This window comes from Streptomyces sp. NPDC048111, assembly GCF_043202815.1.
Classification (GTDB): Bacteria; Actinomycetota; Actinomycetes; order Streptomycetales; family Streptomycetaceae; genus Streptomyces.
This window is the reverse complement of record NZ_JBIDBD010000035.1, coordinates 35,097-61,108: the sequence shown is the minus strand read 5'-3', so window position 1 is coordinate 61,108 and position 26,012 is coordinate 35,097. Positions and strand designations below refer to the sequence as shown.

Below are 26,012 nucleotides of genomic sequence, written 5' to 3'. Positions count from 1 at the left end.
GCATCCTCAGCCCGTCCGGCGATTGAGGACGAGCGCCGTTCAGGCGCGATCGGGGTTCGGGGCGGAGCCCCGAGCAGGGGTGCAGGGGGCGGAGCCCCGCCGGGGTCAGAGGGGCGGAGCCCCTCAAGGGGGTCTGGGGCGCAGCCCAGGGCTCAGCCCGTACAACCCGCTGCACGGGCGGGCGGGTGGGCAAGCGCCCCGGGGGTGCAGGGGCGGAGCCCCGCCGGGGTTCGAGGGGCGGAGCCCCTCAGGGGGTCTGGGGCGCAGCCCCAGGGCCCAGCCGGTACAACCCGCTGCACGGGCGGGCGGGTGGGCAAGCGCCCCCGGGGTCTGGGGCGGAGCCCCAGGCAGCCCGCACCCCCAGGGGCCCCGCACCCCCCGGGGGGCCCTACACCCCCGCGTAGGAGTGCTTGCCGGTCACGAAGATGTTCACCCCGTAGTAGTTGAACAACCAGCACCCGAACGCGATCAACGCAAGCATCGCCGCCTTCCGCCCCTTCCACCCCGCAGTGGCCCGCGCATGCAGATAGCACGCGTACGCCACCCACGTGATGAAGGACCAGACCTCCTTCGGGTCCCACCCCCAGTACCGCCCCCACGCGTCCCCCGCCCAGATCGCCCCGGCGATGATCGTGAACGTCCAGAGCGGGAAGACCGCCGCGTTGACCCGGTAGGCGAACTTGTCCAGCGAGGACGCGGCCGGCAGGCGCTCCATGACGGAGGTCGCGAAGCTGCCCGGCTGCCCGCCCTCGGCGAGCTTCGCCTCGTACCGGTCGCGGAACAGGTACAGGATCGTGGCGACCGCGCCGACGTAGAACACCGCGCCGCAGAAGATCGCGGTGGAGACGTGGATCCACAGCCAGTACGAGTGCAGGGCCGGAACCAGCTGGTCGCTGGCGGTGTAGAGCACGGTGACGGCGAGCCCGAGGTCGAGCAGGACCGTGGTGACCAGCGGCAGACCGAGCCAGCCGACGTTCTTCTTCAGGGCGAGCAGCGCCAGGTACACGCCGACCGCGACCGTGGAGAAGGTCAGGTTGAACTCGTACATGTTGCCCCACGGCGCCCGCTGCACGGACAGCGCGCGGGTGAGCACACCGGAGAACTCGATGAGGAAGGCGAGCACCGTCAGCGAGACGGCGATGCGGCCGTAGAGGTCGCCCTTCTCGTCACCGCCCGAGGCGCCGGGACCGTCCGGCACGTCGCGGGCGCCGGCAACGGACCGCGTGACGACCTTGGGACGTTCCAGGACGGCGGTGCCGCCGTTCTTGGTGGCGACCTCGACCTTGACGGTGCCCGCGTCCTGCCCGCTCTGCCCGGCGCCGGTCAGCGCGGCCGCCGTGCGGGCGACCTTGCTGCGGCTGCCGAAGAGCCACTCGGCCATGTTGGCGAAGAAGGCCAGCAGGTACACGGCCATCGACGAATAGATCAGGTAGTTGCTGGTGTGCGCCAGGCTCTCATTGGTGGTGGCGGCGAGATTCACTTCTCAGCCCCTTCGGCAGGAACTTCTGAGGATTCGGGTTGGGGATCCGGCGCGGTCGGCGCCTGCGGGATGAGCGTGACCGCGAGATCGGCCAGCTCCTCGGGAAGCTTCGCGGACTCACTGCGGCCGAGCCCGGCCATCTCGACGACGGTCACGCCGTCGTCGCCCCTGACGGCCCGGACCCAGACCCGGCGCCGCTGGATGAACAGCGAGCCGGCGAGCCCCGCGATGGCACCGATCGCGCCGGTGAGGGCGAGACCGTTGCCCGGCTGGTGGGAGATCTGGAAGCTGGCCCACTGCTTGATCGGGCCCTTGTCGAAGGTGATCGACCCGGCGCCGTCCGGCAGTTGGAGGCTCTCGCCCGGCAGCAGCAGCTTCTTGAGGATCTTGCCCTGGTCGTCCTTGAAGGGCTTGATCGAACGGCTCGCGGTGTCCAGCTGGTACACGTTCTTCGGCAGGCCCGAGTTGAGCCCCAGGTCGCCGTGGTACGCGCCGATGTTGAGGACCGGGAAGTCGGGCGCCGGGAACTTCGAGAACATCTGGGTGGCGCCGGTGCCCCGGCCGCCGAACGTCGGCACGAAGAACGCGGCGAAGCCGAGCTGGTCCTTGTTCCCCCGGGCGTCGCGGTAGCCGTCGAGCACCTTGATCGCGCCGCTGGAGGTGAGGTTGTTGTCCATCGGCAGCAGCGGCACCGCGCCGTGGAAGACGACGTTCCCCTTGCCGTCCTTGACGGTGACCGACGGCGCGTAGCCGTGCGAGAGCAGGTAGACCTTGGAGCCGTCGACCACCAGCGGCTTGTTGACCTCGACGGTCTTCTGCTGGGACTTGCCCTCGGCGCCCTCGGAGTACGTCAGGTGCGCCTTGAACTCGCGGGCCGTGCCCAGCTCGGGCCCGCTGCGCTCGTACGTGGCGTCGAAGCGGTCCAGGGTGAAGCTGAAGGGCGCCAGGTCCTCGGTGTCGAACATCGAGCCCGACTTGAAGTCGTCGTACTGGGTGAGGGTGTTGGAGAACCCGTCGCCCTGGACGATCAGCTTGCCGCCCTCGGACTTGAAGAGCTGGCCGGTGGCGAACGCGACCAGGATCACGATCAGCGAGACGTGGAAGACCAGGTTGCCCGCCTCGCGCAGATAGCCCTTCTCCGCGGCGACGGCGTCCCCGCTGATCCGGGAGCGGAAGCGGCGCTTCCTGAGCATCGCGAGCGCGGCCTCGCGGACCTGCTCGGGCTCGGCCGTGCTGCGCCAGGTGGTGTACGCGGGCAGCCGGGTCAGCCGTCCGGGCGCGGCCGGCGGCAGCCCGCGCAGCTGGCCGACGAACTGCCAGGTGCGCGGCACGATGCAGCCGATGAGCGAGACGAACAGCAGGATGTAGATCGCGGAGAACCACACCGAGCTGTAGACGTGGAAAAGGCCGAGCTTCTCGTAGATCGGCGAGATGGCGTCGTGGCGCTTCTGGAAGGCCTCGACCTTCATCTCGTCGACGCTGGTCTGCGGGATCAGCGAGCCGGGGATGGCGCCGAGCGACAGCAGGAAGAGCAGGATCAGCGCGACCCGCATCGAGGTGAGCTGCCGCCAGAACCAGCGGAACCAGCCCAGCGCACCGATGCCGACGGGCCCGTTGGACCGTTCCTCGGTGGGGGCGGTGGAGAGCTGTGCCCCGGCCTCGCCGAGGTCGGGCTCCGGAGTCGATTCGGTCTTGCTCATGCGTCAGACACCCACCTGAAAGCCTTGGGACCAGCCCTGTACCTGCTGGACGAGCTCCGCCCAAGCTCCGGTGAGCAGCAGCACGCCGGTCACGATCATCATGCCGCCGCCGATCCGCATCACCCATGCGTAGTGCTTCTTGACCCAGCCGAAGGCGCCGAGCGCCTTGCGGAAGGCGACCGCCGCCAGCACGAACGGCAGCCCGAGGCCGAGACAGTACGCGACCGTCAGTATCGCCCCGCGGCCCGCGCTCGCCTGGTCCATCGCCAGCGCGTTCACCGAGGTGAGCGTCGGGCCCAGGCACGGCGTCCAGCCGATGCCGAACAGTGCGCCGAGCAGCGGCGCGCCCGCGAGCCCGGTCACCGGCCGCCGGTGGAAGCGGAATTCGCGCTGGGTCATCCACGGCATGAGGCCGAGGAAGAAGACGCCCATGAGGATCATCAGGACGCCGAGGATCTTGGAGAGCGCGGTGCTGTGGGTCTGGAGGTTCTGGCCGAAGTAGCCGAACAGCGCGCCGCCGGAGACGAACACCGCGGTGAAGCCGAGGACGAAGAGACCGGCGCCGGCGACCATGCGTCCGCGGCGGGCCTCGGCCAGATCGGTGCCGGTGACTCCGGTCACGTACGAGAGGTATCCGGGGACCAGCGGAAGGACACAGGGCGAGAAGAACGAGACGAGGCCGCCGAGTACGGCGACCGGCAGGGCCACCAGGAGGGCCCCGCTGAAGACCGTTTCGTTCATCGAGCCGACGGCGGCCAGTGCCATCACGCGATCACTTCTCCGCGATCAGCGGGTCGATCATCTGGTGCAGCTTGTCGTCGTCGAGCGCCATCAGGGCGCGGGCGGCGATCTTTCCGTTCCGGTCCAGGACGATGGTCGACGGAATGGCCTGCGGATTCAGACTGCCCTTCGGAAAACGCAGAATGAGCTTGCCGATCGGGTCGTACAGGCTCGGATAGTCGACGCCGAATTCCTTCTCGAACTGCTGGGCCGGGCCCTTGTCGGTGTCGCGGGTGTTGATCCCGACGAACTCGACGCCCTTGGCCCTCGTCTCCTTGGAGACCTTGGCCAGATACGGCGCCTCGGCCCGGCAGGGCGCGCACCACGAGCCCCAGACGTTCAGCACGACGATCTTTCCCTTGAGGGAGGCCACGTCGAGCTGCTTGCCGTCGACGGTCGCGCCGGACAGAGCCGGGGCGTTCTGGCGGTCCCCCTTGGCGACGGTGGCGATGCCGCCGGTGCCGGTGACGAACTTGGTGTCACCGGATCCACCGGACGTGCCACCGGAACCGCAGGCCGTCAGGGTCAGCGCACCGGCGGCCGCGGCAGCCGCGGCCAGCGTCAGGGTGCGACGGCGTCGGAAGGCAGGACTCACGGACATGTGAAAAGTTTCGCATGGCGCTTTCCGGGATCTTCCGCGCCCCCCTGACTGCCCGTAAAGCCCCTTGTCAGGAACGCCTAAACGGTCTTCAGGAACGTGTTCCAGCCACCGGCGGGGGCCTGTCCCACACCGAGCGTGCGGAGCTTGGCGAGCACCTTCGGGTCCTGGACGTCGAGCCAGTCGCAGTACTGCTTGAAGGAGACGAGCCTCACATCCTTCTTCTCGTCCCGCTTCGCCGCGATGCCCTTGAAGGCCTCTTCGACGGCGTCCATGTAGATGCCGCCGTTCCATTCCTCGAAGTGGTTGCCGATGTAGAACGGCGCGCGATTGGTCTCGTAGGCGCGCTTGAATCCGGCGAGATAGGCCTCGGTGGCCTGCTTGCGCCAGCCCGGATAGTTGGCCGGCGGCGCCTTGGTCGAATTCTTCGACTGGTTGGCGAGGATGTTGTAGTCCATCGACAGGACCTGGAAGGAATGCCCGGGGAAGGGTATTTGCTGCAGCGGCAGGTCCCACAGGCCGTGCCGCTTGACCGGCCACACCTGGGTGCCGCCGGGCGAGGAGGCGTCGTAGCGCCAGCCCAGTTTCTGCGCGGTGGGCAGCAGGTTGTCCTGGCCGAGCAGACAGGGGGTGCGGCCGCCGGCGAGTTCGCGCCGGTAGTCGAAGGGCAGCGGGTCCTCGTCCGTCCAGCCGGTGTTGGTCTTCCACTGGGTGACGAAGGCGATCGCCTGGTCTATCTCGCTCTGCCACTGCGCGGCGGTCCAGTGCTCCACGGTGCCGCGGCCGGTGCAGAAGTGGCCGTTGAAGTGGGTGCCTATCTCGTGCCCGTCGGTCCAGGCCTGGCGGACGTACTTCAGCGTCTCCTTGATGTGCGGGTCGGAGAGGTAGCCGATGTCGGAGGCGCCGACGGCGTTGTTCGGCGGGCGGTAGAGCCGCTTCTTGGCCTCGGGCAGCAGATAGAGCCCGGAGAGGAAGAACGTCATGCCCGCGCCGTGGTCCTGGGCGAGCTTGAGGAAGCGCGGGAAGAGGCCGTTGCCGACCTCGCCGGCGCCGTCCCAGGAGAAGATGACGAACTGGGGCGGGGTCTCACCGGGCTGGAGCGGGACCGGCTTGTCGGGCTGGTGCGGCTGCTTGCCGGTGTCGGCGGTGGAACCGTCGCCGATGAGTTTCGCGTCGGCCTTCTTGGCGGCCGGATCGCCGCTCCTGCCGCCGTCGCCCTTGCCGCTCGATCCGCTGCTGCCCGAACTTCCGCAGCCCGCGAGGCCGGCCGCGGCCGCGGCTCCCAGACCAAGCCCCAGCATGCCCCTTCGGCTGACGTTCCGGCCGATCTCCCGCATAAGCCCGTCCGTTCCCATCGCTTGCACCGTCGTCTCGTCGTCCTCGAAGCCCAAGCGCGTCACCGCAGTTGGGCAATCTGTGAGATGTCGGGTGAAACCTGGCCGGTTCCCCACGCCTCGCACAAATCTTCGTAAACCGTACGAGATGAGTGGTGCGGGCCGAGGGGGCGGGGGGTGGGGATCGCGTGAACACCGGGGCGGGCGGCCCGTTCCGGCGGGCCGGCCGGGGGTCCGGCCGGCCGCCTCGCCTCAGGCGCCGAAGGCCTTCGTCTTCCCCTTGACCGGCTTGGCACCGGCCAGCAGGTGCGCCGGGACGAGATCGCGGGCGGGCTCGCTGTAGCCCACGGACACGATCCGGTCGCCCCGGTAGGTGAAGCTCGTCAGCGAGGCCAGCGTGCACTGCCGCTTGCGCGGGTCGTGCCACAGGCGCCGCTTCTCGACGAAGCTGCGCACGATCCAGATCGGCAGCTGGTGGCTGACGCACACCGCCTCGTGCCCGCGGGCCGCGTCGCGCGCCGCGTCCAGGGCGCCCATCATGCGGACGACCTGCTCCACGTACGGCTCGCCCCAGGACGGGCGGAACGGGTTGGTCAGGTGCTTCCAGTTGGCGGGCTTGCGCAGCGCGCCGTCGCCGACCCCGAACGTCTTGCCCTCGAAGACGTTGCCCGCCTCGATGAGGCGCGCGTCGGTCGTCAGGTCCAGGCCGTGGGCCTTGGCGATCGGCGTCGCCGTCTCCTGGGCGCGCTCCAGCGGCGAGGCGACGACGTGAGTGATGTCACGGCCCGCGAGGTGCTCGGCGACCCGGTCGGCCATCTGGCGGCCGAGGTCGGAGAGGTGGAAACCGGAGCGGCGTCCGTAGAGCACGCCGTCGGGGTTGTGCACCTCGCCGTGGCGCATCAGGTGCACCACGGTCAGTTCGTTTCCGGCGCCGTCCCCGCCCGCGCGGTTCTCGTTCGTGCCGTTCTCGTCCGTGCCGTTCTCATCCGTGCCGTTCTCGCTCATGCTGCTCTCGTTCCCCCGGTTCTCGCTCATGCGGTGGCCTCCGCGGCGGCGCGGGCGGCGGCGGGCAGCGCGGCCGCGATGCGCTCGATCGCCCGCTCGTCGTGGGCGGTCGACACGAACCAGGACTCGAACGCCGAGGGCGGCAGATAGACGCCCTGCGACAGCATCGAGTGGAAGAACCCGTTGAAGCGGAAGGACTCCTGCTTCTTCGCGTCGTCGTAGTCGCGCACCTCGTCGGCCGTGAAGAAGACGGAGAACATGTTGCTCGCCGTCTGCAGCCGGTGGGCCACGCCCTCCTTGCTGAGCGCGGCGGTGACCAGGCCCTGGATCTCGCGCGAGACCGCGTCGACCGTCGCGTACGCCGCGTCGTCGAGCAGCCGCAGCTGGGCGAGGCCGGCGGCGGTGGCGACCGGGTTCCCGGAGAGGGTGCCCGCCTGGTAGACCGGGCCGGCCGGGGCGAGGTGGCCCATCACGTCGGCGCGACCGCCGAACGCCGCGGCCGGGAAGCCGCCGCCCATGACCTTGCCGAACGTCATGAGGTCCGGTACGACGCCGTCCACGCCGAACCAGCCGGCCTTGGAGGTGCGGAAGCCGGTCATCACCTCGTCCGAGATGTAGAGCGCGCCGTTCTTCGCGCAGGCCGCCTTCAGGCCCGCGTTGAAGCCGTCCGCCGGCGGCACGACGCCCATGTTGCCGGGCGAGGCCTCGGTGATCACACAGGCGATCTCGCCCGGGTGGGCGTGGAAGGCCGCGTGCACCGCGTCGAGGTCGTTGTACGGCAGCACGATCGTGTCGCCGGCCTGGGCGCCGGTGACACCGGGGGTGTCGGGCAGGCCGAAGGTGGCGAGGCCGGAACCGGCGGAGGCGAGCAGCGCGTCCACATGACCGTGGTAGCAGCCGGCGAACTTGATCACCTTGGCGCGGCCGGTGAAGCCGCGCGCCAGGCGGATCGCGGACATGGTCGCCTCGGTGCCCGAGGACACCAGGCGGACCTGCTCGACCGGCTCGACGCGGGCCACGATCTCCTCGGCGAGCGCGACCTCGCCCTCACCGGGCGTACCGAAGGACGTGCCGCGGGCGACGGCCTCCTGCACGGCGGCGACGACCTCGGGGTGGGCGTGGCCGAGGATCATCGGGCCCCACGAGCACACCAGGTCCACGTACTCGCGGCCGTCGGCGTCGGTCAGGTAGGGACCCGTGCCGGACACCATGAACCGGGGCGTACCGCCCACGGCACGGAAGGCACGCACGGGGGAGTTCACACCGCCGGGCGTCACGGCGGACGCGCGGTCGAAGAGGTTCTGCGAAACTGGGGCGTCGTATTCGTACGGATAGCTCACACCCGCCATGGTGGCAGAGGCCCGGACGTTCTTGCGGACTGGTGTTTCACCGCACCCGCGTGGGGGAGGTCAATGACACGATGATCCGCAGATGATCGAGTCGCATCGGCGGATGATCGGGTTGCGCGGTGGGGGCCGCGCCCTCTACAAAGCAGTCGGGCTACAAGCAGTCGGGTGAAGGATATGCATCGCGGTGGCGGACTGGGCGAGGGGACCGATGACCGGGGTCCCGAGCGCGCCCACCGGGGACGGCACCGGCGACGCGACGCCCAGGACCGGATCGACCGGGTCGGGGACGGCGTCGGGGCGGGGAACGGAAGTGGCCGGGTGGGGGTGACCTACAAGTACTTCGGCGCACCGGACGGCGCGACCGCGGCCCGGGTGCCCGTCACCATGCGCCCGGAGGAGCTCGGCGGTGACGAGCTGGGCATGGGCGGCATGTTCACGAAGATCAAGCCGGAGACGATGGCCGCGATGGTCCTCACCGGCATCCAGGGCATACCGCTGCACAAGGTCCCGCCCCTCGAACTCGTCGTCCTGCACCCCGACTACGCGGTGGTCAAGCTCCCCATGACGGTCGTCGACCCGCTGCGCGGCGTCGGCGAGGAATCGGTCGGCGCCGCCGCCTTCATCTGGTCCACGGTCCCCGACCGGGGCGGCCCGCGCGACGCGTACAACGTCTACCAACTCCTGCACGAGTGGCAGGACTTCTCGCACCGTCTGCACGAGGCGGGCCACCAGCCGTACTGCCTCGTCTGGCCCTGACGCACCGCTCGCCCGCACCGCCCGCCCGCGGCGTCGCCCGCGGACGCGGTCCCGGCGGGGACGCCGCAAGGATCTTCAGGAGCCCTCGCGCCCGGTTCGGACCTTCGTCCATGCGGCCCCGCAGGTGCGGCGTAGGTTCCGACGGAACCTTTGTATCTGCGGCGTGAAGCGGCCTATCTTGTCGCACATGCAGTCCTACACCATCGGCCAGGCAGCGCGTCTGCTCGGCGTCAGCTCCGACACCGTGCGCCGCTGGGCCGACGGCGGCCGCGTCGCGACCCATCGCGACGAGGGCGGCCGCCGGCTCATCGACGGACGGGACCTGGCCGCCTTCTCCATCGAGGTCGGCCAGAGCCCCAACGGCGAGGAGGAGGTGCCCTACACCTCCGCCCGCAACGCCTTCCCCGGCATCGTCACCGCCGTCAAGCTCGGCGATGTCGCGGCCCAGGTCGAGATCCAGGCCGGCCCGCACCGCCTGGTCTCCCTCCTGACCCGGGAGGCCGTCGAGGAACTGGGCCTTGAGGTGGGCATGCAGGCCACGGCCCGGGTGAAGTCCACCAGCGTGCACATCGACCGCACCTAGGCCGACGGTCGGCCACTTCCGGCGGCCGGCCACTCCCGTACGTCCCCCGCGGCGTCGCCCTCCCCCTGCCCGGCCGGCATCCGCGACGGATGTCCACCGGGACCCGAGCGGGGTTGCCCTCACCTCCCGGCGCGGCTCGATCAGCATCCGAAGGAGCTCCACCATGTCCGTCATGGCACTCAGCACCCGGCGCCGCCGCGCCGCCGCGGCCGTCGTCTGCGCCGCCCTGTTCGTCCCGCTCGCCGCCGCCTGCGGCAGCGACAAGGACAGCGCGGCCGACAAGACCGCCTCCCCGGCCAACGGCTCCGGCTCCGCCCCGAAGGCCGCGCGGCTCACCGTGCTCGCCGCCTCGTCGCTCACCGACGTCTTCAAGGCGGCCGGCGCCGCCTACGAGAAGGAGCACCCGGGCACCCGCGTCACGTTCTCCTTCGCCGGTTCGCAGGAGCTGGCCGCGCAGGTCAAGCAGGGCGCGCCCGCCGACGCCCTGGTGACCGCCGACACCAAGACCATGGACGGCCTCAAGGCCGACGTGAACGACCCGTCGGTCATCGCCAAGAACCGTCTGGTGATCGCGACGGGCAAGGGCAACCCGAAGAAGGTCGAGGGCCTCAAGAACCTGTCCGACACCGGCCTGAAGGTCGTCCTCGCGGCGCCCGAGGTGCCGGTCGGCCGCTACAGCAAGCAGGTCCTGGACGCCCAGAAGATCACGGTCAAGCCGGTCTCTCAGGAGCCCAACGTGCGCGCGGTGCTCTCCAAGGTCGAGCTCGGCGAGGCCGACGCGGGCATCGTCTACAAGACCGACGCCGCCTCCGCCAAGGGCAAGGTCGACACCGTCGACATCCCGGACGCCCAGAACGCCGTCGCCAAGTACCCGGCCGCCACCCTCAAGGACTCGAAGAACGCCGACGCCGCGGCCGCCTTCGTGAAGTGGCTGTCCTCGCCCGAGGCGCAGAAGATCCTCTCCGAAGCCGGTTTCCAGCAGCCGTAACCCGCCGCAACCGGCGGCCTTCGCGCCAACTCCCTTGCGGGATCCGCCCGTCCACCCTCTCCGTCCGGAGCGCGGGCGGGCGGATCCCGCGCCATCAGGACCCCGAGGGAAGCCCCATGACCCGCCGCCGCTCCCGCCCGCCCGGCCGCCCGCCCCTCGCGCTGGCGCTGCCCGCGCTGCTCGCCATCGCGTTCCTGCTGCTGCCGCTGCTCGGCATCCTGGCCCGCACCTCCTGGGGCGAGCTCGGCACCCATCTGACCGGGCCCGAGGTCACCGAGGCCCTGCGGCTGTCGCTGGTCGTCTCGTTCTGGGCGCTCGGCCTCTCCCTCCTGCTCGGCGTGCCCCTGGCCTGGCTGCTCGCCCGCGTCGACTTCCCGGGCAAGACCCTGGTGCGCTCGCTCGTCCTGCTGCCGATGGTGCTGCCGCCCACGGTGGGGGGCGTCGCCCTGCTGCTCGGCTTCGGGCGGCGCGGGCTGATCGGGCCGTGGCTGGAGGGCACGTTCGGCATCGTGCTGCCCTTCCACACCTCCGGCGCGGTGGTCGCCGCCACCTTCGTCGCGATGCCGTTCCTGGTCATCAGCCTGGAGGGCGCGCTCGGCGGGCTGCGCCCCCGCTACGAGGAGACCGCCGCCTCGCTCGGCGCCTCCCCGTTCCGCGTCTTCGTCACGGTGACGCTGCCCATGGTCGCGCCCGGCCTTGCCGCGGGCGCGGCCCTCACCTGGGCCCGGGCGCTCGGCGAGTTCGGCGCCACCATCACCTTCGCCGGCAACCTTCCCGGCACCACCCAGACCCTCCCGCTCCAGGTCTACCTCCTCCTCCAGGACTCCCCCGAGGCGGCGACCTCGGTCTCCCTGCTGCTGCTCGCCATCGCCATGGCCGTCCTCGTGGCGCTGCGCGGGCGCTGGACCACCTCCGCCTCCGCCTCCGTACGCGGCGCGCCCCCCACCACGGCCGCGCCGGCCGACCCCGCCACCCCGGCCACCGGGCCGACCGCCCCAACCGATCCCCTGGGCGCCCCGCGCATCCCGGCCGCGGACGCGCCCCCGCAGGACCACACCCCACAGGCCGCCAACTCCTCGACCGAACAGCCCCGTTGGTCTCTGCACGCCGACGTCTCCGGGTTCAACGAACTGACCCTGGACGCCGAACCCGGCACCACCATCGCCGTCGTCGGGGAGAACGGCGCGGGCAAGACCACGCTGCTGCGGGCCCTGCTCGGGCTCACCCCGCGCGCCCACGCCGAGCTGCGCCTGGGCGACCTCGACGTGACGGGCCTGCCGCCGCACCGGCGCGGGGTGGCCTGGGTGCCCCAGGACGGCGCGCTCTTCCCGCATCTGAGCGCGCTCGCCAACACGGCGTACGGACTGCGCGCCCAGGGCGTGGCCCGCACCGAGGCCCGCACCATCGCCCGGGGCTGGCTCGACCGGCTCGGCGTCGGCCACCTCGCGCACCGCAGACCGGCCCAGCTCTCCGGTGGACAGGCCCAACGCGTCGCCCTGGCAAGGGCGTTGGCGGCGCGGCCCAGACTGCTGCTCCTGGACGAGCCGCTGGCCGCCCTCGACCAGACGACCCGCGCCCAGGTGCGCCACACCCTGCGCACCCATCTGGCGGGCTTCGCCGGCGTCTGTCTCATCGTGACCCACGACCCGGTCGAGGCGGTCTCGCTGGCCGACCGCGTCCTGGTCCTGGACGCCGGGCGCACCCTCCAGGACGCCCCGCCGGCCGAGGTCACCCGCCATCCGCGGTCGCCGTGGGTGGCCCGGATGCTGGGCCGCAACGCCTGGTCCGGTGAGGCGCGCGGGGACGGGCTCGTGCTCGCCGGCGGCGGGCGGATCGTGGCGGCCGAGCGACTGCCCGAAGGCAGCCGGGCGTTGGCGATCATCGCGCCGGAGTCGGTGGCCCTGCACCGCGACCGTCCCGGCGGCAGCCCGCGCAACGTCTGGCCGGGCAGCGTGCGCGAGATCACGGCGAGCGGGAGCAGGCTGAGGGTGCTCATCGGGTCGGCCGGGTCGCCCGATCTGATCGCGGAGATCACCCCGGACGCCGCCGCCGAGCTCGGCCTCGCGGAGGGGGTCGCCGTGTGGTCGAGCGTCAAGGCCACCGAGGTGACCCTCGTGTCCCTGTGAGCCGGGCCGGCGCCCCTAGACTGGCTGCCCGGAACGACAGGCACGGCGGACCACGGCGAGCGGACGGAGGCGATGGTGACGACGAGCAGCACCGACCCCTCGGCCGAGGTGCTCGGTGAGGCGGCGGGTGTCTTCGGGCTCCTCGCCTCGCCCGCGCGGCTGCACATCATGTGGACGCTGAGCCATGGCGAGTCCGATGTGTCGGGGCTGGCCGAGCGGGTCGGCGGTGCGCTGCCGGCCGTCAGTCAGCATCTGGCGAAGCTGAAGCTCGCGGGCCTCGTCCGGTCCCGCCGGGAGGGGCGGCGGGTGGTCTACCTCGTGGACGATCCCGATGTGGCCCAGATGGTGCGCTGGCTGGTCGCCCGGCTGGGCGGGGGCGTGAAGCTGCCGGGACCGTCGGGACTCGTCCGTGACCTGGGCGCCTGAGCGGATCTGCCCTCTGCAGTTGTCAAGCAGCACGCCGCTGCAGCTGCTTCGTTCGCTCGGCTCGGGCCCACGGGGGCTCGTGGAGGCCGACGCCGAGGCACGGCTCGTGCGTTATGGGGAGAACGTCCTTCCGGCGCGCCGGGTTCCCTCCCCGCCGATCATCTTTCTGCGCAGTCTGCGCGACCCGTTCACCGCCGTGCTCGCCTCGCTCGCCCTGGTCTCCGCGCTGGTCGCCGCCTGGGCCACGGCGTCGGTCATCGCGGTGCTCGTGGTGGTCAGCTGCGGGCTGCGCACGGCCGGCGAGCACCGCGCCGACCGCGCCGCGGCCGGTCTGCGCGAGCTGGTGGCCGGCACCGCGACGGTGCTGCGCAGGACGGCCGACGACGCGGCGCCGGTGTCCCGCGAGATCCCGGTCGACCAGATCGTGCCGGGCGACGTGGTGCGGCTCGCGCCCGGCGATCTCGTACCGGCGGACCTGCGGCTGCTGCGGGCCACCGGCCTCACCGCCCACCAGGCGGCGCTGACCGGGGAGTCGGCGCCGGTCGCCAAGTACCCGGTCGACGAGCCGCGCGCGCAGGCACCGCCCGACGGGACGCGCCGACCGGCCCTGGCGGAGCGGGACTTCGACCGGCCGGAGGTCTGCTTCCAGGGCAGCAGCGTCGCCTCCGGCAGCGGTACCGGCGTGGTGGTCGCGACCGGCGCCGGCACCCGGTTCGCCCGGGCCGACACACCCCGGCACGAGGACCGGCGCACCAGCGCCTTCGACCGCTCGGTGTACGGCATCTCCTGGATCCTGATCCGCTTCATGCTGCTCACTCCGCCGCTCGTCCTGATGGCCAACGCGGCCCTGCGCGGGCGCGGCCTGGAGACGCTGCCGTTCGCGGTGGCGGTCGCGGTCGGGCTCACCCCCGAGATGCTGCCGGTCATCGTGACGACCACCCTGGCGCGCGGCGCCGCCACCCTGGCCCGGACGCACCAGGTGATCGTCCGGCGCCTGCCCGCGCTGCACGACCTGGGGGCCGTCGACGTCGTCTGCCTGGACAAGACGGGCACCCTGACCCGGGGCAGGCCCGCCGTGGCCTGCGCACTGGACGCGTCCGGCACCCCCGACGCGTCCGTCCTGCACTGGGCCGCCGTCAACAGCCTGTGGACCGTGCAGCTCGCCGAACTGCCCACCGCCGACGCCCTGGACGAGGCCCTGCTCGACGCCGCCGAGGAACGCTTCGCCGAGGGCCTCGCCGCCCTGGAGTACGACGCGCTCGCGGCCCTCCCCTTCGACCCGGTGCGCCGCCTGTCCACCGCCGTCATCGCCACCCCGCACCGCCTCGGACACCACACCCTGGTGGTCAAGGGCGCCGTCGAGGAGGTGCTCGACCGCTGCGCGCTGACCGGCGCCGAACGCGCGGAGACGCTCGCGCTCGCCGGCCGCCTCGCCGCCGACGGCCTGCGCGTCCTGGCCGTGGCGCTCGCCGAACGGCCCGCCGCCGTACGCCCGTACACCCCGGCGGACGAACGCGGACTCACCCTCAAGGGCCTGGTCGGGCTGCGGGACGAGACGGCGCGGACCGCGGCCGGCGCGCTCGCCGCGCTGGCCCGGCGCGGCGTCGCCGTGAAGGTGCTGACCGGCGACCACCCCGGCACGGCCGCCCGGGCCTGCCGCGATCTCGGCCTCACACCGGGTGAGGTGGTCACGGCCGCCGCCATCGACCCGCTCGACGACACCGAACTCGGCCGGCTCGCCGACCGCACCACCGTCTTCGCCCGCTGCTCCCCCGAACAGAAGGCCCGGATCGTACGGGCGCTGCGCGAGCGCGGCCATGTCATCGGCTTCCTCGGCGACGGCGTCAACGACCTGCCCGCGCTCCGCGCAAGCGACGTCGGCATCTGCCCGCCCGAGGCCGTCGACGTGGCGCGCGAGACGGCCGACGTGGTGCTCGCCGCCAAGGACCTGACCTCCCTCGACCACGCGATCGTCGCGGGGCGCGGCGGCGGCGCCACCATCGCGGGCTATCTGCGCATCACCCTGTCGTCGAATCTCGGCAACGTCATCGCGATGCTGACCGCCGGTCTGCTGCTGCCGTTCCTGCCCATGCTGCCGGTGCAGGTCCTGGTGCAGAACCTCTGCTCCGACGCGGCCCAGCCGGCCTTCGCCCACGACCGTCCGCGCGCCGAGGCGCTGCGCCGCCCGCTCACCCTGCGGCCCCGTGAAGTCCTCGCCTCCGTCGCCGCTTTCGGCGTGCTCAACGCCGCCGCCGACCTCGCGACCTTCGCCGTCCTCGTGTGGGCGGTCAGTGACGCGCGGTCCGAAACCGCCTTCCACGCGGGCTGGTTCACCGAGAACCTGCTGACCCAGGCCCTGGTGATGGTCCTGCTGCGCACCGGCCGTGGCATCGGCGTCCCGCTCGCCGCGGGCGCCCTCGCGCTCACCGGGCTGCTGCTCCCGCTCACCCCCCTCGGCCCGCTGATCGGCATGGCCGCGCTGCCGCCGGCGTACTACCCGCTGCTCGCCCTCGTGCTCGCCCTGTACGCGGGCGCCCTGTACGGGCTCAACCGGCGCGCACGGCCCACGGGGGCGCAGGGTCCCTAGGATCGGCCCATGTCAGCGCAGCACCCGGGCCCCCGGCGCGACACCCGGGGCATCGTCGACCCCGCCGACTTCCTCGCGCGCGTACGCTTCCGCCGCCACGCACCGGCGCCCGCGCTGCGGCCCTACCTGGAGCACTACTGGCTGATCGACTGGGACCTGTCCCAGCCGTGCGCCTCGCACGTGGTGCCGCACCCGTCGGTCAACCTGGTCTTCCAGCGCTACGACGACGGCGGTCCCGACCTCCTCGAACTCTCGGGCGTCGGTCTGGCCCTGGCCACCCGCAAGCTGGCCGGGCGCGGCCGGGTGTGCGGGATCCAGTTCCGGCCCGGCGGGTTCCGGCCCTTCGCACCGGGCTCCCCCGTGTCCCGGTGGACGGACCGGGTGATCGACGCGGCGCCGGTGTTCCCGCGGGCCGACCCCGCCGCGGTACTGACCCCGGAGCGGGACGAGGAGAGGGTCGCCGCGCTCGACGCCTTCCTGCTCGGCCTCGACCCCCGCCCCGACCCGCGGGCGCGGCTCGCGATGGAGCTGGTCGACCGCGTGCGCCACGACCGCACGGTCCGCCGGGTCGACGTGCTCGCCCGCGAGGCCGGGCTGTCCGCGCGCTCCCTGCAACGGCTGTTCGCGGCCCACGTGGGCGTCGGCCCGAAGTGGGTGCTGCTGCGCTACCGCATCCATGAAGCCCTGGAACACGCCGAGTCGGAGCGGGACGTGGACTGGTCCCGGCTCGCCGTCGAGCTGGGCTATGCCGATCAGGCCCATTTCGTACGGGACTTCACCGCGACGCTGGGCGCGCCGCCCTCGGCGCTGCGCCCCGGGGCCCGGCGCCCCTGACCCGAGGGCCGTTGTCGGACCCCGCGCCTACAGTTCGGAACATGAGCGACGCGGCGAGCCAACTCCCCCCACCCATCCGCCTGGTGGTCTGGTCCGACAATGGCCTGGACCTGCTGCGCAGCGCCAACACGCCCCTGATGACCGACCACCTCGGCGGCCCGGAGTCCGAGGAGCGACTGCTGGCCCGCAACGCCCGGTACGCGGCGATGAGCGCGCGGCCGGCGGCCGAGGGCCGGATGTTCAAGATCGTCCTCGACGGCAGGGGCGAGGAGGCCGGCACGGTCGGCTTCTGGCCGCACACCGGCGCGGACGGGCCGGTGTACGAGACGGGGTACGGGATCCTGCCCGAGTTCCGGGGCAGGGGCCTGGCCGTCGCCGCGCTGCGGGCGGTCGTGGCCGAGGCCCGGGCGGCGGGCGGGGCGCGGACGCTGCACGCCTATCCGTCCGTGGACCACACCGCGTCCAACGCGGTCTGCCGGCGGGCCGGGTTCACGCTCGCCGGCGAGCTGGACTTCGAGTACCCACCGGGGACGTGGCTGCGCTCCAACGACTGGTGGACCGACCTGTGTCCGGTGGGCGGCCCCGGGGACGAGGACGGGGGCCGCCCCGGGGCCGGGTGACGGAAGGGGAAGGTCAAGGGGGACAGGGACGGGTCAGTCGAGGTCCTTGTTGAAGTTGAAGGCCGTCACGGCCATGCGCTCGCGGAAGTAGAAGCGGTGGGCGTCGGTGCGGTGGGTGCCGGAGTCGAGGTTGAGTGCGGTGCAGCCGGCCGCCCTCGCGTGCTGCTCCAGATGCGCGAGCAGGGCGTGGCCCACGCCGGTGGACCGGGCGGTGGCGGCGGTGACCAGGTCGTCCACGTACAGCTTGCGGACGGCGACGGTGTTGACCACGATCCGCCACCCGGCGGCGCCGACGCAGGCGCCGTCGTCGCCGTAGACGGCGGTGAAGCGCAGCCCCTGGGCGTGGCCCTCCCCGTAGATCTCGGCGAAGAGGTCCTCGGTGAGGTGCGGGCGGAGTTCGGTGAGCACCGGCAGCAGGTCGTCCGTCAGGCGCGGGTCACCCGGCTCAAGGTCGATGATCTTCATACGGGCAGCGTAGGCCCAAGCCCGCACGGCCTGCGATGAATCCGCTTGACGGCTGCCGCCGACCCGGGGATATTTATCTGCGTGGCGCAGATACTGCACTGCGCAGCTCAAGGGGCGGAGCGACTCTGCCGCGACGGCCGCCACAGCCAGGGCCATCCCGCCGCAGGGGTGGCGCCGTAGGCTCGATCCCGGCACGCCGACACACCCGAAGCCCGCCCGCCCCTCCCTCCGGCTCCCCTTCAACTCCCTTACTCCGAGAGGCATTTCCCCATGACGGTTCTGATCACCGGCAGCCGCGGCAAGGTCGCCACCACCCTCACTCCGCTGCTGCGCTCACACGGCCTCACCGTGCGCGCCGCCTCGGCGAGCCCCGACAAACTGACCGTGCCGGACGGCGTGGAGCGCGTCGTCTGCGACCTCGACGACCCGGCCACCTTCGCCGCCGCGCTGTCCGGCGTCACCTCGGTCTTCCTGTACGCGAACCCGCGGCACATCGAGGAGTTCCTGGCCGAGGCGGAGGCCGCCGGGGTCGAGCACATAACGCTGCTCTCCTCCAGCTCCGTCCTGGAACCCGGCGCCGACACCAACGCCATCGCCGCCATGCACAGCGCGGTCGAGCGGGCCCTCGACCGGTCGGGCATCACCACGACGTTCCTGCGGCCCGGCGGGTTCGCGGGCAACGCGCTCGGCTGGGCGTGGAGCGCCAGGACTACCGGCACCGTGGACCACCCAGTTCCCGCCACCCAGTCGAGCCCCATCCACGAGACCGACATCGCGGAGGCCGCGCTCGCCGTCCTCACCCGCCCCGAACTGCGCGGTGGCGCACACCACTTGACCGGCCCCGCCTCCCTCAGCGTCACCGAGCAGGTGGCGGTGCTCGCCGAGGCGACCGGGCGCCCGCTCACGGTCAACTCCGTCAGCGCGCAGGCCTGGAAGGAGTCGATGGCCGAGTTCATGCCCGCCGCCGTCGCCGACGCGCTGCTCGACTACTTCACCTCCCACGAGGGCCACCCCGACACCGTGACCACCACCGTCGAGGCGCTGACCGGACATCCCGCCCGCACCTTCGCGTCCTGGGCCCGCGAGAACGCGGATGCCTTCCGCCCCTAGGGCGTGTCGTTCGGATCCTGCCTGGGCCGCTGGGGCCGGCACGAACACCCGGGCGCGTGCCGAAATCCCTGGCCCGCACCCCCGCCCCAGTGCGATCCTGGCCGCGTGAACGGACCGGAGATCCACCTCGACTTCGCCCCCGAGCTGCGGCTCTTCGTACCGACCAAGCGCCGCGAGGGCCGCAGCGCCGTCGTGACCGACGGCATGTCCACGCTCGGCCACGTCGTCGAGTCGCTCGGCGTCCCGCTCACCGAGGTCGGACGTCTGCTCGCCGACGGCCGCGAGGTCCCGGTCTCCCACGTTCCGGTGGCGGGTGAGGACATCGAGGTGCGCGCCGTGGAGCGCCCGCAGCGGGTGCCGGGCGCACCGCTGCGCTTCCTGCTGGACGTCCATCTCGGCACGCTGGCCCGCCGGTTGAGGCTGCTCGGCGTGGACGCGGCGTACGAGAGCGAGGACATCGGGGACCCGGCGCTGGCCGCGCTCTCCGCACGGGAACAGCGCGTCCTGCTGTCCCGGGACCGCGGGCTGCTGCACCGCAGGGAGCTGTGGGCCGGCGCGTACGTCTACAGCCACCGTACGGACGAGCAACTGCGGGACGTACTGGGCCGGTTCACACCCGCCCTCGCACCCTGGACGCGCTGCACGGCCTGCAACGCGCCGCTGCGCGAGGCGGACAAGGAGTCGGTGGGCGACCGCCTCGAACACGGCACCCGCAGCACGTACGACGTCTTCGCCGAGTGCGGCTCCTGCGAGCGCGTCTACTGGCGCGGCGCCCACCACGCGAGCCTCGAGGCGATCGTCGACGAGGCCGTGCGCGCGTTCGGCGCGGCCGGCGAACACACGGCGGGGCTCACCGGCTGACGTCGCGGGTGCCCCGCGAGACCCTGCGGCCCGCGAACCCCCGCCGGCCGCGCGGGACGCGCCGAACGCGTCAGACGCGGCCGCCCCTGAGGCGTTCGATCTGCGTGGTGCTCAGCTCGATCGTGCGCCGCATGTGCGTGGCGATGAGTTCGATCTCGTCGTCCCCGTACGCCGCGAACATCTCCCACCAGGCCCCGTTCAGCCGGCCCCAGACCGCGCCCAGTTCGGCCATCCGCTCCGGCACCACCTCGACCAGGACCTTCCGGCGGTCCTCGGTGTCGCGGCGCCGCTCCACGTAGCCGGCCTTCTCCAGACGGTCCACGAGACGGGTCGCGGAGCCGGTGGTGAGGCCGGTCAGCGCGGCGATGCGCCCGGTGGTGACGGGAGCGGACTCCAGGCCGAGGAGGTTGAGGCACTGGAGGTCGGTGGGGTGGAGCCCGAGGTGGTCGGCGAGCGCCTGGTTGAACAGGGCGTACGAGGCCATGTGACGGCGCGCGACATCGCCGAGCTCACGCAGCAGAGCGGCCCGTCGGCCACGGCCGGACGGCTCGGTGGGCCGCTTCTTCTGTGTCATGCAGAGAGTGTAGGGCGCAGAGGTCGGGGCCCCCTGGGCCGTCGCGCGCCGGGGCTCTAGGCGCGCTCGGCCGTCAGGTAGCGCTGCACCGTGGGCGCGAGCCACTCGACCACTTCCTCGCGGGACATGGCCACCGCCGGCGGGAAGCACAGCACATAGCGCGCCAGGGCCATGCCCAGGATCTGCGAGGTCACCAGGACGGCCCGGCGCGGGGCGTCGTCCGGATCGGGGCAGACGGCGCGGGCGAACGGGACCATCTGCTCGGAGAAGAGCGACCGCATCCGCTCGGCGCCGGCGGGGTTGGTGACGCCGACGCGCAGCAGCCCGGTCAGGACGTCGTCGCCCTCCCAGCGGTCGACGAAGTGGGCGACCAGGCCCGTGCCGAGGCCGTCGACGGGCAGGTCGTGCGGGTTCGGAAGGTTGAGCCGGATCTCGCTCGCGGCCGTGAACAGGTTCTCCTTCGTACCGAAGTACCGCATCACCATCGACGGGTCGATCCCCACCTCCCGGGCGATGGCCCGGATGGTCGCGCGCTCGTAGCCGTCGGCCGCGAAGCGCTCGCGGGCCGCGTCGAGGATGGCGGCCTTGGTGACTCCGGAGGTGCGGCGGGGGCCCCCGGCGGAGGCTTCGGTCATCATGCCAACGACTGTAGGCCAACACCTGTTGACATGCCAGTTCCAGCGGGCCTACCGTTGCCAACAAGTGTTGACCAACAAGCGTTGACCGCGCACCGAGGAGGCAGTCATGAACGACCCCGCCCGCGCGTCCGGCCCGCACGACTCCACCCGCCCCGACGACACCACCGCACCCGCCGACGCCCCCTCCGGCTCGCCGGATCCCGGGGCCTCGCCGCAGCCCGGCAGCTCCTTGGTCACCACGGACGTCCTCGTGGTCGGCGCGGGCCCCACCGGGCTCCTCCTCGCGGGGGACCTGGCGGCGGCGGGCCTGAGCGTCACGCTCGCCGAGCGCCGGCCGCACGGCATCAGCAACATGACGCGCGCCTTCGCCGTCCACGCGCGCACCCTGGAAATGCTGGACACCCGGGGCCTGGCCGACGAGCTGATCAAGCGCGGCACCACGCTCGACCGCATGAACATGTTCGGCCAGGTCGCCTTCGACATGAGCCGGCTGCGCAGCCGCTTCCCGTTCATGCTCGTCGCCCCGCAGTTCGAGACGGAACAGCTGCTGGAGCGTCGCGCACTGGCCGCCGGAGTCCAATTCCGGTACGAGCACGAGCTGTTGAGCCTGCGTCAGGACCGCGAGGGGGTGAGCGCCGAGCTGCGCGACGCCACCGGCGGGCCGGCCGTCACCGTACGCTCCCGCTATGCCGTCGGCACCGACGGCGTGCACAGCGCGGTCCGCTCGCAGCTGGGGCTGCCGTTCCCCGGCAGGTCCGTCATCCGCTCGATCGTGCTGGCCGACGTGCGGCTCACCGAGGAGCCGAAGACCCCGCTCACCCTCGTCGGCTCGCGGGACTCGTTCGTCGTCATCGCCCCCTTCGGCGACGGCTACCACCGGGTCATGGGCTGGAACCGGAAGCATCAGGTCCCCGACACGGAACCCGTCGGCCTCGACGAGCTGCGCGCCATCACCCGCGACGCCACGGGCTCCGACCACGGCATGCACGACGCCCGCTGGATCTCCCGCTTCCACAGCGACGAACGCCAGTCCCCCTCCTACCGGGTGGGCCGGATCCTGCTCGCCGGGGACGCCGCGCACGTGCACTCACCGGCCGGCGGCCAGGGCATGAACACCGGCCTCCAGGACGCCGCGAACCTCTCCTGGAAGCTCACCGCCGTCCTGCGCGGCCACACCTCCGACGCCGAGGCGCTGCTCGACAGTTACGAGGCCGAGCGCCATCCGGTCGGCGCGACGGTGCTGCGCACCAGCGGCGCGCTCCTGCGCATCGCCATGGCGCACGCCCCGTGGCAGCGGGCGGGCCGCTCCCTGCTCGTCCGGTTCCTGCGCACGGCGCGTCCGGCCGCCACCAAGGCGATGGGCATGATCAGCGGCGTCGGCATCTCCTACCCGGCCGAGCGCGGTGCGCATCCCCTGGCCGGCACGCGCGCCCCCGACCTGGACCTCGCGGAGGGCCGTCTCTACGAGGCCCTGCGCCAGGGCGAGTTCGTCCTGGTGACGGCCCGCGACGGAGGGGACCCGGCGCCCGAGGGAGTGGTGGGCGCGCACTGGCGGAGCGGCCGCACGACCACGCTGCTCGTGCGCCCCGACGGGTACGTGGCCTGGGCGAGCGAGCAGCCGGACGCGGCGGGCCTGCACGCGGCACTCCATCGCTGGACGGGTCGCGTGTGACCCCGTACCGCACAAGTCGCTTGAGTACGCGCGGAGTTGAGCGCTACCCGCGCCAACTCAGCCCCCGCTGAAGGCGGTTCAGAAGGTGTAAGCGTCGCCCGTGGCCGGTGCCAGGACCCGGTGGGTGTTGTTCGCCGGGTTGCGGTCGTTCGCGCCGCCGTTCCAGACGGTGTCGATGTCCAGGGTGATCTCGTCGGGGTTGCCGACCACGGCCACGTCCAGGGCGAGTTGGGGTCCGCTGCCCGCCGCCCGCATCGAGCCGCTGCCGCACTGCACCGTCGCCGGGCCGGTCCGCAGACAGCTGGGGGGCAGGGCGGCGCCGGAGTCGAGCGGCACCGAGAACCGCAGCCGCACGGTCGCCCCGGTGACCGCCGCCGGACCGTGGTTCTCGGTGACGAGCCAGACGCCCGTCCGGCCGTTCCACAGGGAGACGTGACCGTGGTAGGAGAGGTCGGCCTCGGCACCCGGGCCGGTGGCCGGGCCGGGCGCGGGGCCGGGAGCCGCCGGCCCGGGGGCGCGGGCCGCGCCGCCCGGGACGTCGGCCGCGCCGCTCGGGGTGCCGGTCGCGATCAGGGCCGCCGCGGCCAGGACGGCCAGGACGACGGTCGCCGGAATCCCGCGAGCACCGGCCGGACGGACCGTGGCGGCGGCGCCGCGTCCGCTCGATCTGTTCATCACACGAACCACCATGGGCGAAAGGTACCTTCCACCCTTTATTTCCCCTGCACGCCACCCCGAGCGGGCACGCCCGCACATGCCACCCTGGCCCCATGCTCGTCGCGCGTTCCGTCCTCCTGTTCGTCCTGGCCGCCCTGTTCGAGATCGGCGGGGCCTGGCTCGTCTGGCAGGGCGTCAGGGAGCACCGGGGCTGGGTGTGGATCGGGGCCGGGGTGCTGGCGCTCGGCGTCTACGGCTTCGTGGCGACGCTTCAGCCCGATGCCGAGTTCGGCCGGATCCTGGCCGCGTACGGCGGGGTCTTCGTGGCGGGCTCGATCGCCTGGGGCGTGGTCGCCGACGGCTACCGGCCCGACCGGTGGGACGTCACGGGGGCGCTGGTCTGCCTGGCCGGGATGGCCGTGATCATGTACGCCCCGCGCGGGCGCTGAGCAGGCCGCGGACGCCGGCGGCCCGGATTCGCCCCACCACCGTCCCGCCCCCGCCCGCCCCGGCCGGGCCCGCCGGCCCCGCCTATCCTGGCGGCGTACTCACCACACGCGCGAGGAGCACGACATGACTGCCGCCGGGACCCCGATCGCCGTCGTCACCGGAGCGAGCAGCGGGATCGGTGCCGCCACCGCCCGCGGGCTCGCCGCCGCCGGCTACCGCGTGGTGCTGACCGCCCGCCGCAAGGACCGCATCGAGGCGCTGGCCGCCGAGATCAACGAGGCGGGCCACCAGGCCACCGCCTATCCCCTGGACGTGACCGACCGGGCCGCGGTGGACGAGTTCGCCACCGCGTTCCGCACCATCGGCGTGCTGGTCAACAACGCGGGCGGGGCGCTCGGCGCCGACCCGGTGGCGACCGGCGATCCGGAGGACTGGCGCCGGATGTACGAGACGAACGTCATCGGCACGCTCAACGTCACACAGGCGCTGCTGCCCGCCCTTGAGGCCTCGGGCGACGGCACGGTCGTGATCCTCTCCTCGACCGCGGGCCACGCCACGTACGAGGGCGGCGGCGGCTATGTGGCCGCGAAGAACGGCGCGCGGGTGCTCGCCGAGACGCTCCGCCTGGAGATCGTCGGGCGTCCGGTGCGGGTCGTCGAGGTCGCGCCCGGGATGGTCAAGACGGAGGAGTTCGCCACGACGCGCTTCCGCGGCGACGCCGACAAGGCCGCCAAGGTCTACGCGGGCGTGGCCGAGCCGCTGACCGCCGAGGACGTGGCCGACACGATCACCTGGGCGGTCACCCGTCCCAGCCACGTCAACATCGACCTGCTCGTGGTGCGCCCCCGGGCCCAGGCCTCCAACACCAAGGTCCACCGGGAGCAGTGACCGGGGCCGGCGCCGCCCGGGCCCGGCGGCCCTACGGCGCCTCGGCCCGCAGCATCGGCGTCCGGGCGTGGCGGCGTTTCTCGCCCGCGTGGAACACCAGGATGATCAGGCGGGCGCCCGGTGCGGCCATCGGCTGGGCGGCGCACATGGTGGCCCAGCCGGGCCCGAGCCGGGCGTGGTTGAGCGGGCGTTCGTCGCCGTCGGGGTGCAGATAGGCGCTGGGGCGGTTGTAGATCCCGGCGGCCAGCGGGTCCGCGAGGACCTCCTTCTCGATCTGCGCGAGCGTCTGGTCACCGGGGTCGGCGGCGAGCGCGGCCCTCAGCTGCGGCAGCACCAGCGGGGCCCACGAGTGCTCCCAGTCGATCAGCGTCTCCCGGGCCCCCCGGTCCACCGCCATCCACCGCATCGTGTTCCGCGGCACCCGCCCGCCGGGGAAGAGCTCGGCCCAGCAGCTGTTGTAGGCCAGCAGGTTCCAGGAGCGGTCGTTGACGTACGCCATGTGCGTGATGCCGTCGACGGCCTCCTGCCACACGCCGGGGATCTCCTCGCCGGACTGCGAGTTGAGGGGGAACGGCGGGTCCTGGCCCAGGCAGTACCGCCACAGCGCGATCCACTCCTGCTCGTTCATGCCGAGCAGCCGGGCCACGTCCTGGAGCAGGTCGGCGGGCGGGTTCTGATAGCGGCCGGACTCGAGCCGGCCGTAGGTGTCGGGTGCGCGGTGCAGGATCTGGTCGATCTGGGCCTGCGAGAGTCCGGGCGCCCGCCGTCCCTGCCGGGTGGGCCTGCTCAGCCCGTGGCTCTCGGGCTTGATCAGCGCGCGGCGCTCGCGCAGCAGGGAGCGCAGAGCGGGCTTGTCCATCTGTGGTTCTCCCCCGGTGACGGGCGGCCTGCGACATAGCCGCCGGCCGCGCGGTTGGAACAGCCGCTCCCGACGCTCGGTCCCGACTCTGCGATCGGCCCCGGGCCGGGTCCACGGCGTGCACCGGACGGCCGGTGCGCCTCCCGTGGTCGGCGTACGTTCCATTGTCGCTGTACGCCCCGTTGTCGGAGCGGATCGGTTCCTCGGACGCCATCGGGTGATTCTGGGGTGCCACGGGGTCCGTCGGCCAGCGGGGACACGGGCGTGCGGGGTGCGGCGGCCGCCGGCGCGGACGCCGGGGGCTGAGACAACAGTCACTGCGGACGACGGCGCGGTGCACCGGCCGGGTGACGAGCGGCGAGGTGTGCCCTTTCATGGACGGGTCGGATACGGTCGGCCCTTCCGGGCATTGCTCTGCTACCCGCCCCTCCCGGGCGGCAACCCGGTGCACCCCTGCTCATTCGGCCACTGACCACGGGATTTCCGCCCGCGGGGCCGGATCTTTTCCCATCCGGCTTTTCAGCGGATAAATCTTCAGCGGAAAACCGACGGCGCGTGCTGCATGCTGGCTGAGGACGATCAACTTCCCTGTGAAGGGCGGGTTCTGATCGCCTGACGTCCGCTGTCACGAGGACGTTGTCCGCGTACGCCAGAACCGGCAGTGCAGGGCAT

25 protein-coding genes are annotated in these 26,012 nt (G+C 72.6%); 13 read left to right on the top strand and 12 right to left on the bottom strand.

The window, feature by feature from the left end; all coding sequences use genetic code 11:
* Positions 1-388: 388 nt before the first annotated feature.
* The 7 genes from ccsB to hemL form a co-directional block, all read right to left on the bottom strand.
* Positions 389-1,480, bottom strand: coding sequence for a c-type cytochrome biogenesis protein CcsB (gene ccsB / locus ACGF3I_RS31735; protein ID WP_393138116.1), 1,092 nt, complete (start codon positions 1,478-1,480; stop codon positions 389-391).
* Positions 1,477-3,180, bottom strand: a complete 1,704-nt coding sequence (locus ACGF3I_RS31730) for a cytochrome c biogenesis protein ResB (RefSeq protein ID WP_393138114.1) — start codon at positions 3,178-3,180, stop codon at positions 1,477-1,479. Before ACGF3I_RS31730 ends, ccsB begins: the two co-directional genes overlap by 4 nt.
* A 3-nt stretch (positions 3,181-3,183) precedes the next feature.
* On the bottom strand, positions 3,184-3,945 hold the full coding sequence (locus ACGF3I_RS31725) for a cytochrome c biogenesis CcdA family protein (protein WP_393138112.1): 762 nt from the start codon (positions 3,943-3,945) through the stop codon (positions 3,184-3,186).
* Between the two features lie 7 nt (positions 3,946-3,952).
* Positions 3,953-4,561, bottom strand: coding sequence for a TlpA family protein disulfide reductase (locus tag ACGF3I_RS31720; RefSeq protein WP_393138110.1), 609 nt, complete (start codon positions 4,559-4,561; stop codon positions 3,953-3,955).
* A gap of 77 nt (positions 4,562-4,638) precedes the next feature.
* Positions 4,639-5,859: a hypothetical protein gene (locus ACGF3I_RS31715; RefSeq protein WP_393138108.1), complete on the bottom strand. Its 1,221-nt coding sequence runs from the start codon at positions 5,857-5,859 to the stop codon at positions 4,639-4,641.
* A gap of 285 nt (positions 5,860-6,144) precedes the next feature.
* Complete coding sequence (locus ACGF3I_RS31710; protein WP_393138128.1) at positions 6,145-6,792, bottom strand: histidine phosphatase family protein; 648 nt, start codon at positions 6,790-6,792, stop codon at positions 6,145-6,147.
* A 131-nt stretch (positions 6,793-6,923) separates the two neighbouring features.
* Positions 6,924-8,246 carry a glutamate-1-semialdehyde 2,1-aminomutase gene (gene hemL / locus ACGF3I_RS31705; RefSeq protein ID WP_393138106.1) on the bottom strand — a complete coding sequence of 441 codons (1,323 nt, stop codon included), beginning with the start codon at positions 8,244-8,246 and terminating at the stop codon, positions 6,924-6,926.
* A 174-nt stretch (positions 8,247-8,420) separates the two neighbouring features.
* Here hemL and ACGF3I_RS31700 point away from each other — a divergent pair, with 174 nt between their 5' ends.
* From ACGF3I_RS31700 to ACGF3I_RS31665, 8 genes are all read left to right on the top strand, one after another.
* Positions 8,421-9,002 carry a hypothetical protein gene (locus ACGF3I_RS31700; protein WP_393138126.1) on the top strand — a complete coding sequence of 194 codons (582 nt, stop codon included), beginning with the start codon at positions 8,421-8,423 and terminating at the stop codon, positions 9,000-9,002.
* A gap of 187 nt (positions 9,003-9,189) precedes the next feature.
* A complete protein-coding gene (locus ACGF3I_RS31695) occupies positions 9,190-9,585 on the top strand; it encodes a molybdopterin-binding protein (protein WP_393138104.1) in 396 nt (131 codons plus the stop codon).
* Positions 9,586-9,757: 172 nt separating this feature from the next.
* Positions 9,758-10,573 carry a molybdate ABC transporter substrate-binding protein gene (gene modA / locus ACGF3I_RS31690; protein WP_393138124.1) on the top strand — a complete coding sequence of 272 codons (816 nt, stop codon included), beginning with the start codon at positions 9,758-9,760 and terminating at the stop codon, positions 10,571-10,573.
* 116 nt (positions 10,574-10,689) lie between these two features.
* Complete coding sequence (locus ACGF3I_RS31685) at positions 10,690-12,699, top strand: ABC transporter permease (protein ID WP_393138102.1); 2,010 nt, start codon at positions 10,690-10,692, stop codon at positions 12,697-12,699.
* 72 nt (positions 12,700-12,771) lie between these two features.
* Positions 12,772-13,125: an ArsR/SmtB family transcription factor gene (locus ACGF3I_RS31680; RefSeq protein WP_393138100.1), complete on the top strand. Its 354-nt coding sequence runs from the start codon at positions 12,772-12,774 to the stop codon at positions 13,123-13,125.
* A gap of 19 nt (positions 13,126-13,144) precedes the next feature.
* Positions 13,145-15,712 carry a magnesium-translocating P-type ATPase gene (mgtA, locus tag ACGF3I_RS31675; protein WP_393138098.1) on the top strand — a complete coding sequence of 856 codons (2,568 nt, stop codon included), beginning with the start codon at positions 13,145-13,147 and terminating at the stop codon, positions 15,710-15,712.
* 9 nt (positions 15,713-15,721) lie between these two features.
* The gene (locus tag ACGF3I_RS31670) at positions 15,722-16,546 is read left to right on the top strand and encodes a DUF6597 domain-containing transcriptional factor (protein WP_393138096.1); all 825 of its coding nucleotides are present in this window, start codon (positions 15,722-15,724) and stop codon (positions 16,544-16,546) included.
* A gap of 41 nt (positions 16,547-16,587) precedes the next feature.
* Positions 16,588-17,166, top strand: a complete 579-nt coding sequence (locus ACGF3I_RS31665) for a GNAT family N-acetyltransferase (RefSeq protein WP_393138094.1) — start codon at positions 16,588-16,590, stop codon at positions 17,164-17,166.
* Positions 17,167-17,199: 33 nt separating this feature from the next.
* Here the strand turns inward: ACGF3I_RS31665 and ACGF3I_RS31660 are convergent, their stop codons facing one another.
* Entirely contained in the window at positions 17,200-17,631 is a 432-nt protein-coding gene (locus tag ACGF3I_RS31660) for a GNAT family N-acetyltransferase (RefSeq protein WP_393138092.1), read from the bottom strand.
* Between the two features lie 270 nt (positions 17,632-17,901).
* Between ACGF3I_RS31660 and ACGF3I_RS31655 the strand changes: the two genes are divergently transcribed.
* Positions 17,902-18,741: an NAD(P)H-binding protein gene (locus ACGF3I_RS31655; RefSeq protein ID WP_393138090.1), complete on the top strand. Its 840-nt coding sequence runs from the start codon at positions 17,902-17,904 to the stop codon at positions 18,739-18,741.
* Between the two features lie 105 nt (positions 18,742-18,846).
* Complete coding sequence (locus ACGF3I_RS31650) at positions 18,847-19,602, top strand: Mut7-C RNAse domain-containing protein (RefSeq protein WP_393138088.1); 756 nt, start codon at positions 18,847-18,849, stop codon at positions 19,600-19,602.
* A 70-nt stretch (positions 19,603-19,672) separates the two neighbouring features.
* Here the strand turns inward: ACGF3I_RS31650 and ACGF3I_RS31645 are convergent, their stop codons facing one another.
* Together ACGF3I_RS31645 and ACGF3I_RS31640 are read right to left on the bottom strand one after the other, a co-directional pair.
* A complete protein-coding gene (locus tag ACGF3I_RS31645) occupies positions 19,673-20,176 on the bottom strand; it encodes a MarR family winged helix-turn-helix transcriptional regulator (RefSeq protein ID WP_393138086.1) in 504 nt (167 codons plus the stop codon).
* Between the two features lie 56 nt (positions 20,177-20,232).
* On the bottom strand, positions 20,233-20,811 hold the full coding sequence (locus ACGF3I_RS31640) for a TetR family transcriptional regulator (RefSeq protein WP_393138122.1): 579 nt from the start codon (positions 20,809-20,811) through the stop codon (positions 20,233-20,235).
* 109 nt (positions 20,812-20,920) lie between these two features.
* On the opposite strand from ACGF3I_RS31640, the gene ACGF3I_RS31635 reads away from it, so the two are divergent.
* Positions 20,921-22,486 carry an FAD-dependent monooxygenase gene (locus tag ACGF3I_RS31635; RefSeq protein ID WP_393138084.1) on the top strand — a complete coding sequence of 522 codons (1,566 nt, stop codon included), beginning with the start codon at positions 20,921-20,923 and terminating at the stop codon, positions 22,484-22,486.
* Positions 22,487-22,564: 78 nt separating this feature from the next.
* On the opposite strand, the gene ACGF3I_RS31630 is transcribed toward ACGF3I_RS31635, so the two are convergent.
* Positions 22,565-23,176 (bottom strand): hypothetical protein, encoded by a 612-nt coding sequence (locus tag ACGF3I_RS31630; RefSeq protein WP_393138082.1) that lies wholly within the window; start codon positions 23,174-23,176, stop codon positions 22,565-22,567.
* 80 nt (positions 23,177-23,256) lie between these two features.
* On the opposite strand from ACGF3I_RS31630, the gene ACGF3I_RS31625 reads away from it, so the two are divergent.
* Both ACGF3I_RS31625 and ACGF3I_RS31620 read left to right on the top strand, forming a co-directional pair.
* Positions 23,257-23,592 (top strand): YnfA family protein, encoded by a 336-nt coding sequence (locus ACGF3I_RS31625; protein ID WP_393138080.1) that lies wholly within the window; start codon positions 23,257-23,259, stop codon positions 23,590-23,592.
* 124 nt (positions 23,593-23,716) lie between these two features.
* Positions 23,717-24,481 (top strand): SDR family NAD(P)-dependent oxidoreductase, encoded by a 765-nt coding sequence (locus ACGF3I_RS31620; protein ID WP_393138078.1) that lies wholly within the window; start codon positions 23,717-23,719, stop codon positions 24,479-24,481.
* A gap of 31 nt (positions 24,482-24,512) precedes the next feature.
* Here ACGF3I_RS31620 and ACGF3I_RS31615 read toward each other — a convergent pair whose 3' ends face one another.
* On the bottom strand, positions 24,513-25,340 hold the full coding sequence (locus tag ACGF3I_RS31615; protein ID WP_393138076.1) for a helix-turn-helix domain-containing protein: 828 nt from the start codon (positions 25,338-25,340) through the stop codon (positions 24,513-24,515).
* Positions 25,341-26,012 lie beyond the last annotated feature (672 nt).

What these genes read in the sequence shown, in the direction of transcription:
- ACGF3I_RS31730 (WP_393138114.1), bottom strand. Translation starts at nt 3,180, where the DNA reads ATGAGCAAGACCGAATCGACTCCGGAGCCCGACCTCGGCGAGGCCGGG.
- ACGF3I_RS31725 (WP_393138112.1), bottom strand. Translation starts at nt 3,945, where the DNA reads ATGGCACTGGCCGCCGTCGGCTCGATGAACGAAACGGTCTTCAGCGGG.
- ACGF3I_RS31720 (WP_393138110.1), bottom strand. Translation starts at nt 4,561, where the DNA reads ATGTCCGTGAGTCCTGCCTTCCGACGCCGTCGCACCCTGACGCTGGCC.
- ACGF3I_RS31715 (WP_393138108.1), bottom strand. Translation starts at nt 5,859, where the DNA reads ATGCTGGGGCTTGGTCTGGGAGCCGCGGCCGCGGCCGGCCTCGCGGGC.
- ACGF3I_RS31710 (WP_393138128.1), bottom strand. Translation starts at nt 6,792, where the DNA reads ATGCGCCACGGCGAGGTGCACAACCCCGACGGCGTGCTCTACGGACGC.
- hemL (WP_393138106.1), bottom strand. Translation starts at nt 8,246, where the DNA reads ATGGCGGGTGTGAGCTATCCGTACGAATACGACGCCCCAGTTTCGCAG.
- ACGF3I_RS31700 (WP_393138126.1), top strand. Translation starts at nt 8,421, where the DNA reads ATGCATCGCGGTGGCGGACTGGGCGAGGGGACCGATGACCGGGGTCCC.
- ACGF3I_RS31695 (WP_393138104.1), top strand. Translation starts at nt 9,190, where the DNA reads ATGCAGTCCTACACCATCGGCCAGGCAGCGCGTCTGCTCGGCGTCAGC.
- modA (WP_393138124.1), top strand. Translation starts at nt 9,758, where the DNA reads ATGGCACTCAGCACCCGGCGCCGCCGCGCCGCCGCGGCCGTCGTCTGC.
- ACGF3I_RS31685 (WP_393138102.1), top strand. Translation starts at nt 10,690, where the DNA reads ATGACCCGCCGCCGCTCCCGCCCGCCCGGCCGCCCGCCCCTCGCGCTG.
- ACGF3I_RS31680 (WP_393138100.1), top strand. Translation starts at nt 12,772, where the DNA reads ATGGTGACGACGAGCAGCACCGACCCCTCGGCCGAGGTGCTCGGTGAG.
- ACGF3I_RS31670 (WP_393138096.1), top strand. Translation starts at nt 15,722, where the DNA reads ATGTCAGCGCAGCACCCGGGCCCCCGGCGCGACACCCGGGGCATCGTC.
- ACGF3I_RS31665 (WP_393138094.1), top strand. Translation starts at nt 16,588, where the DNA reads ATGAGCGACGCGGCGAGCCAACTCCCCCCACCCATCCGCCTGGTGGTC.
- ACGF3I_RS31660 (WP_393138092.1), bottom strand. Translation starts at nt 17,631, where the DNA reads ATGAAGATCATCGACCTTGAGCCGGGTGACCCGCGCCTGACGGACGAC.
- ACGF3I_RS31655 (WP_393138090.1), top strand. Translation starts at nt 17,902, where the DNA reads ATGACGGTTCTGATCACCGGCAGCCGCGGCAAGGTCGCCACCACCCTC.
- ACGF3I_RS31645 (WP_393138086.1), bottom strand. Translation starts at nt 20,176, where the DNA reads ATGACACAGAAGAAGCGGCCCACCGAGCCGTCCGGCCGTGGCCGACGG.
- ACGF3I_RS31640 (WP_393138122.1), bottom strand. Translation starts at nt 20,811, where the DNA reads ATGACCGAAGCCTCCGCCGGGGGCCCCCGCCGCACCTCCGGAGTCACC.
- ACGF3I_RS31635 (WP_393138084.1), top strand. Translation starts at nt 20,921, where the DNA reads ATGAACGACCCCGCCCGCGCGTCCGGCCCGCACGACTCCACCCGCCCC.
- ACGF3I_RS31630 (WP_393138082.1), bottom strand. Translation starts at nt 23,176, where the DNA reads ATGGTGGTTCGTGTGATGAACAGATCGAGCGGACGCGGCGCCGCCGCC.
- ACGF3I_RS31625 (WP_393138080.1), top strand. Translation starts at nt 23,257, where the DNA reads ATGCTCGTCGCGCGTTCCGTCCTCCTGTTCGTCCTGGCCGCCCTGTTC.
- ACGF3I_RS31620 (WP_393138078.1), top strand. Translation starts at nt 23,717, where the DNA reads ATGACTGCCGCCGGGACCCCGATCGCCGTCGTCACCGGAGCGAGCAGC.
- ACGF3I_RS31615 (WP_393138076.1), bottom strand. Translation starts at nt 25,340, where the DNA reads ATGGACAAGCCCGCTCTGCGCTCCCTGCTGCGCGAGCGCCGCGCGCTG.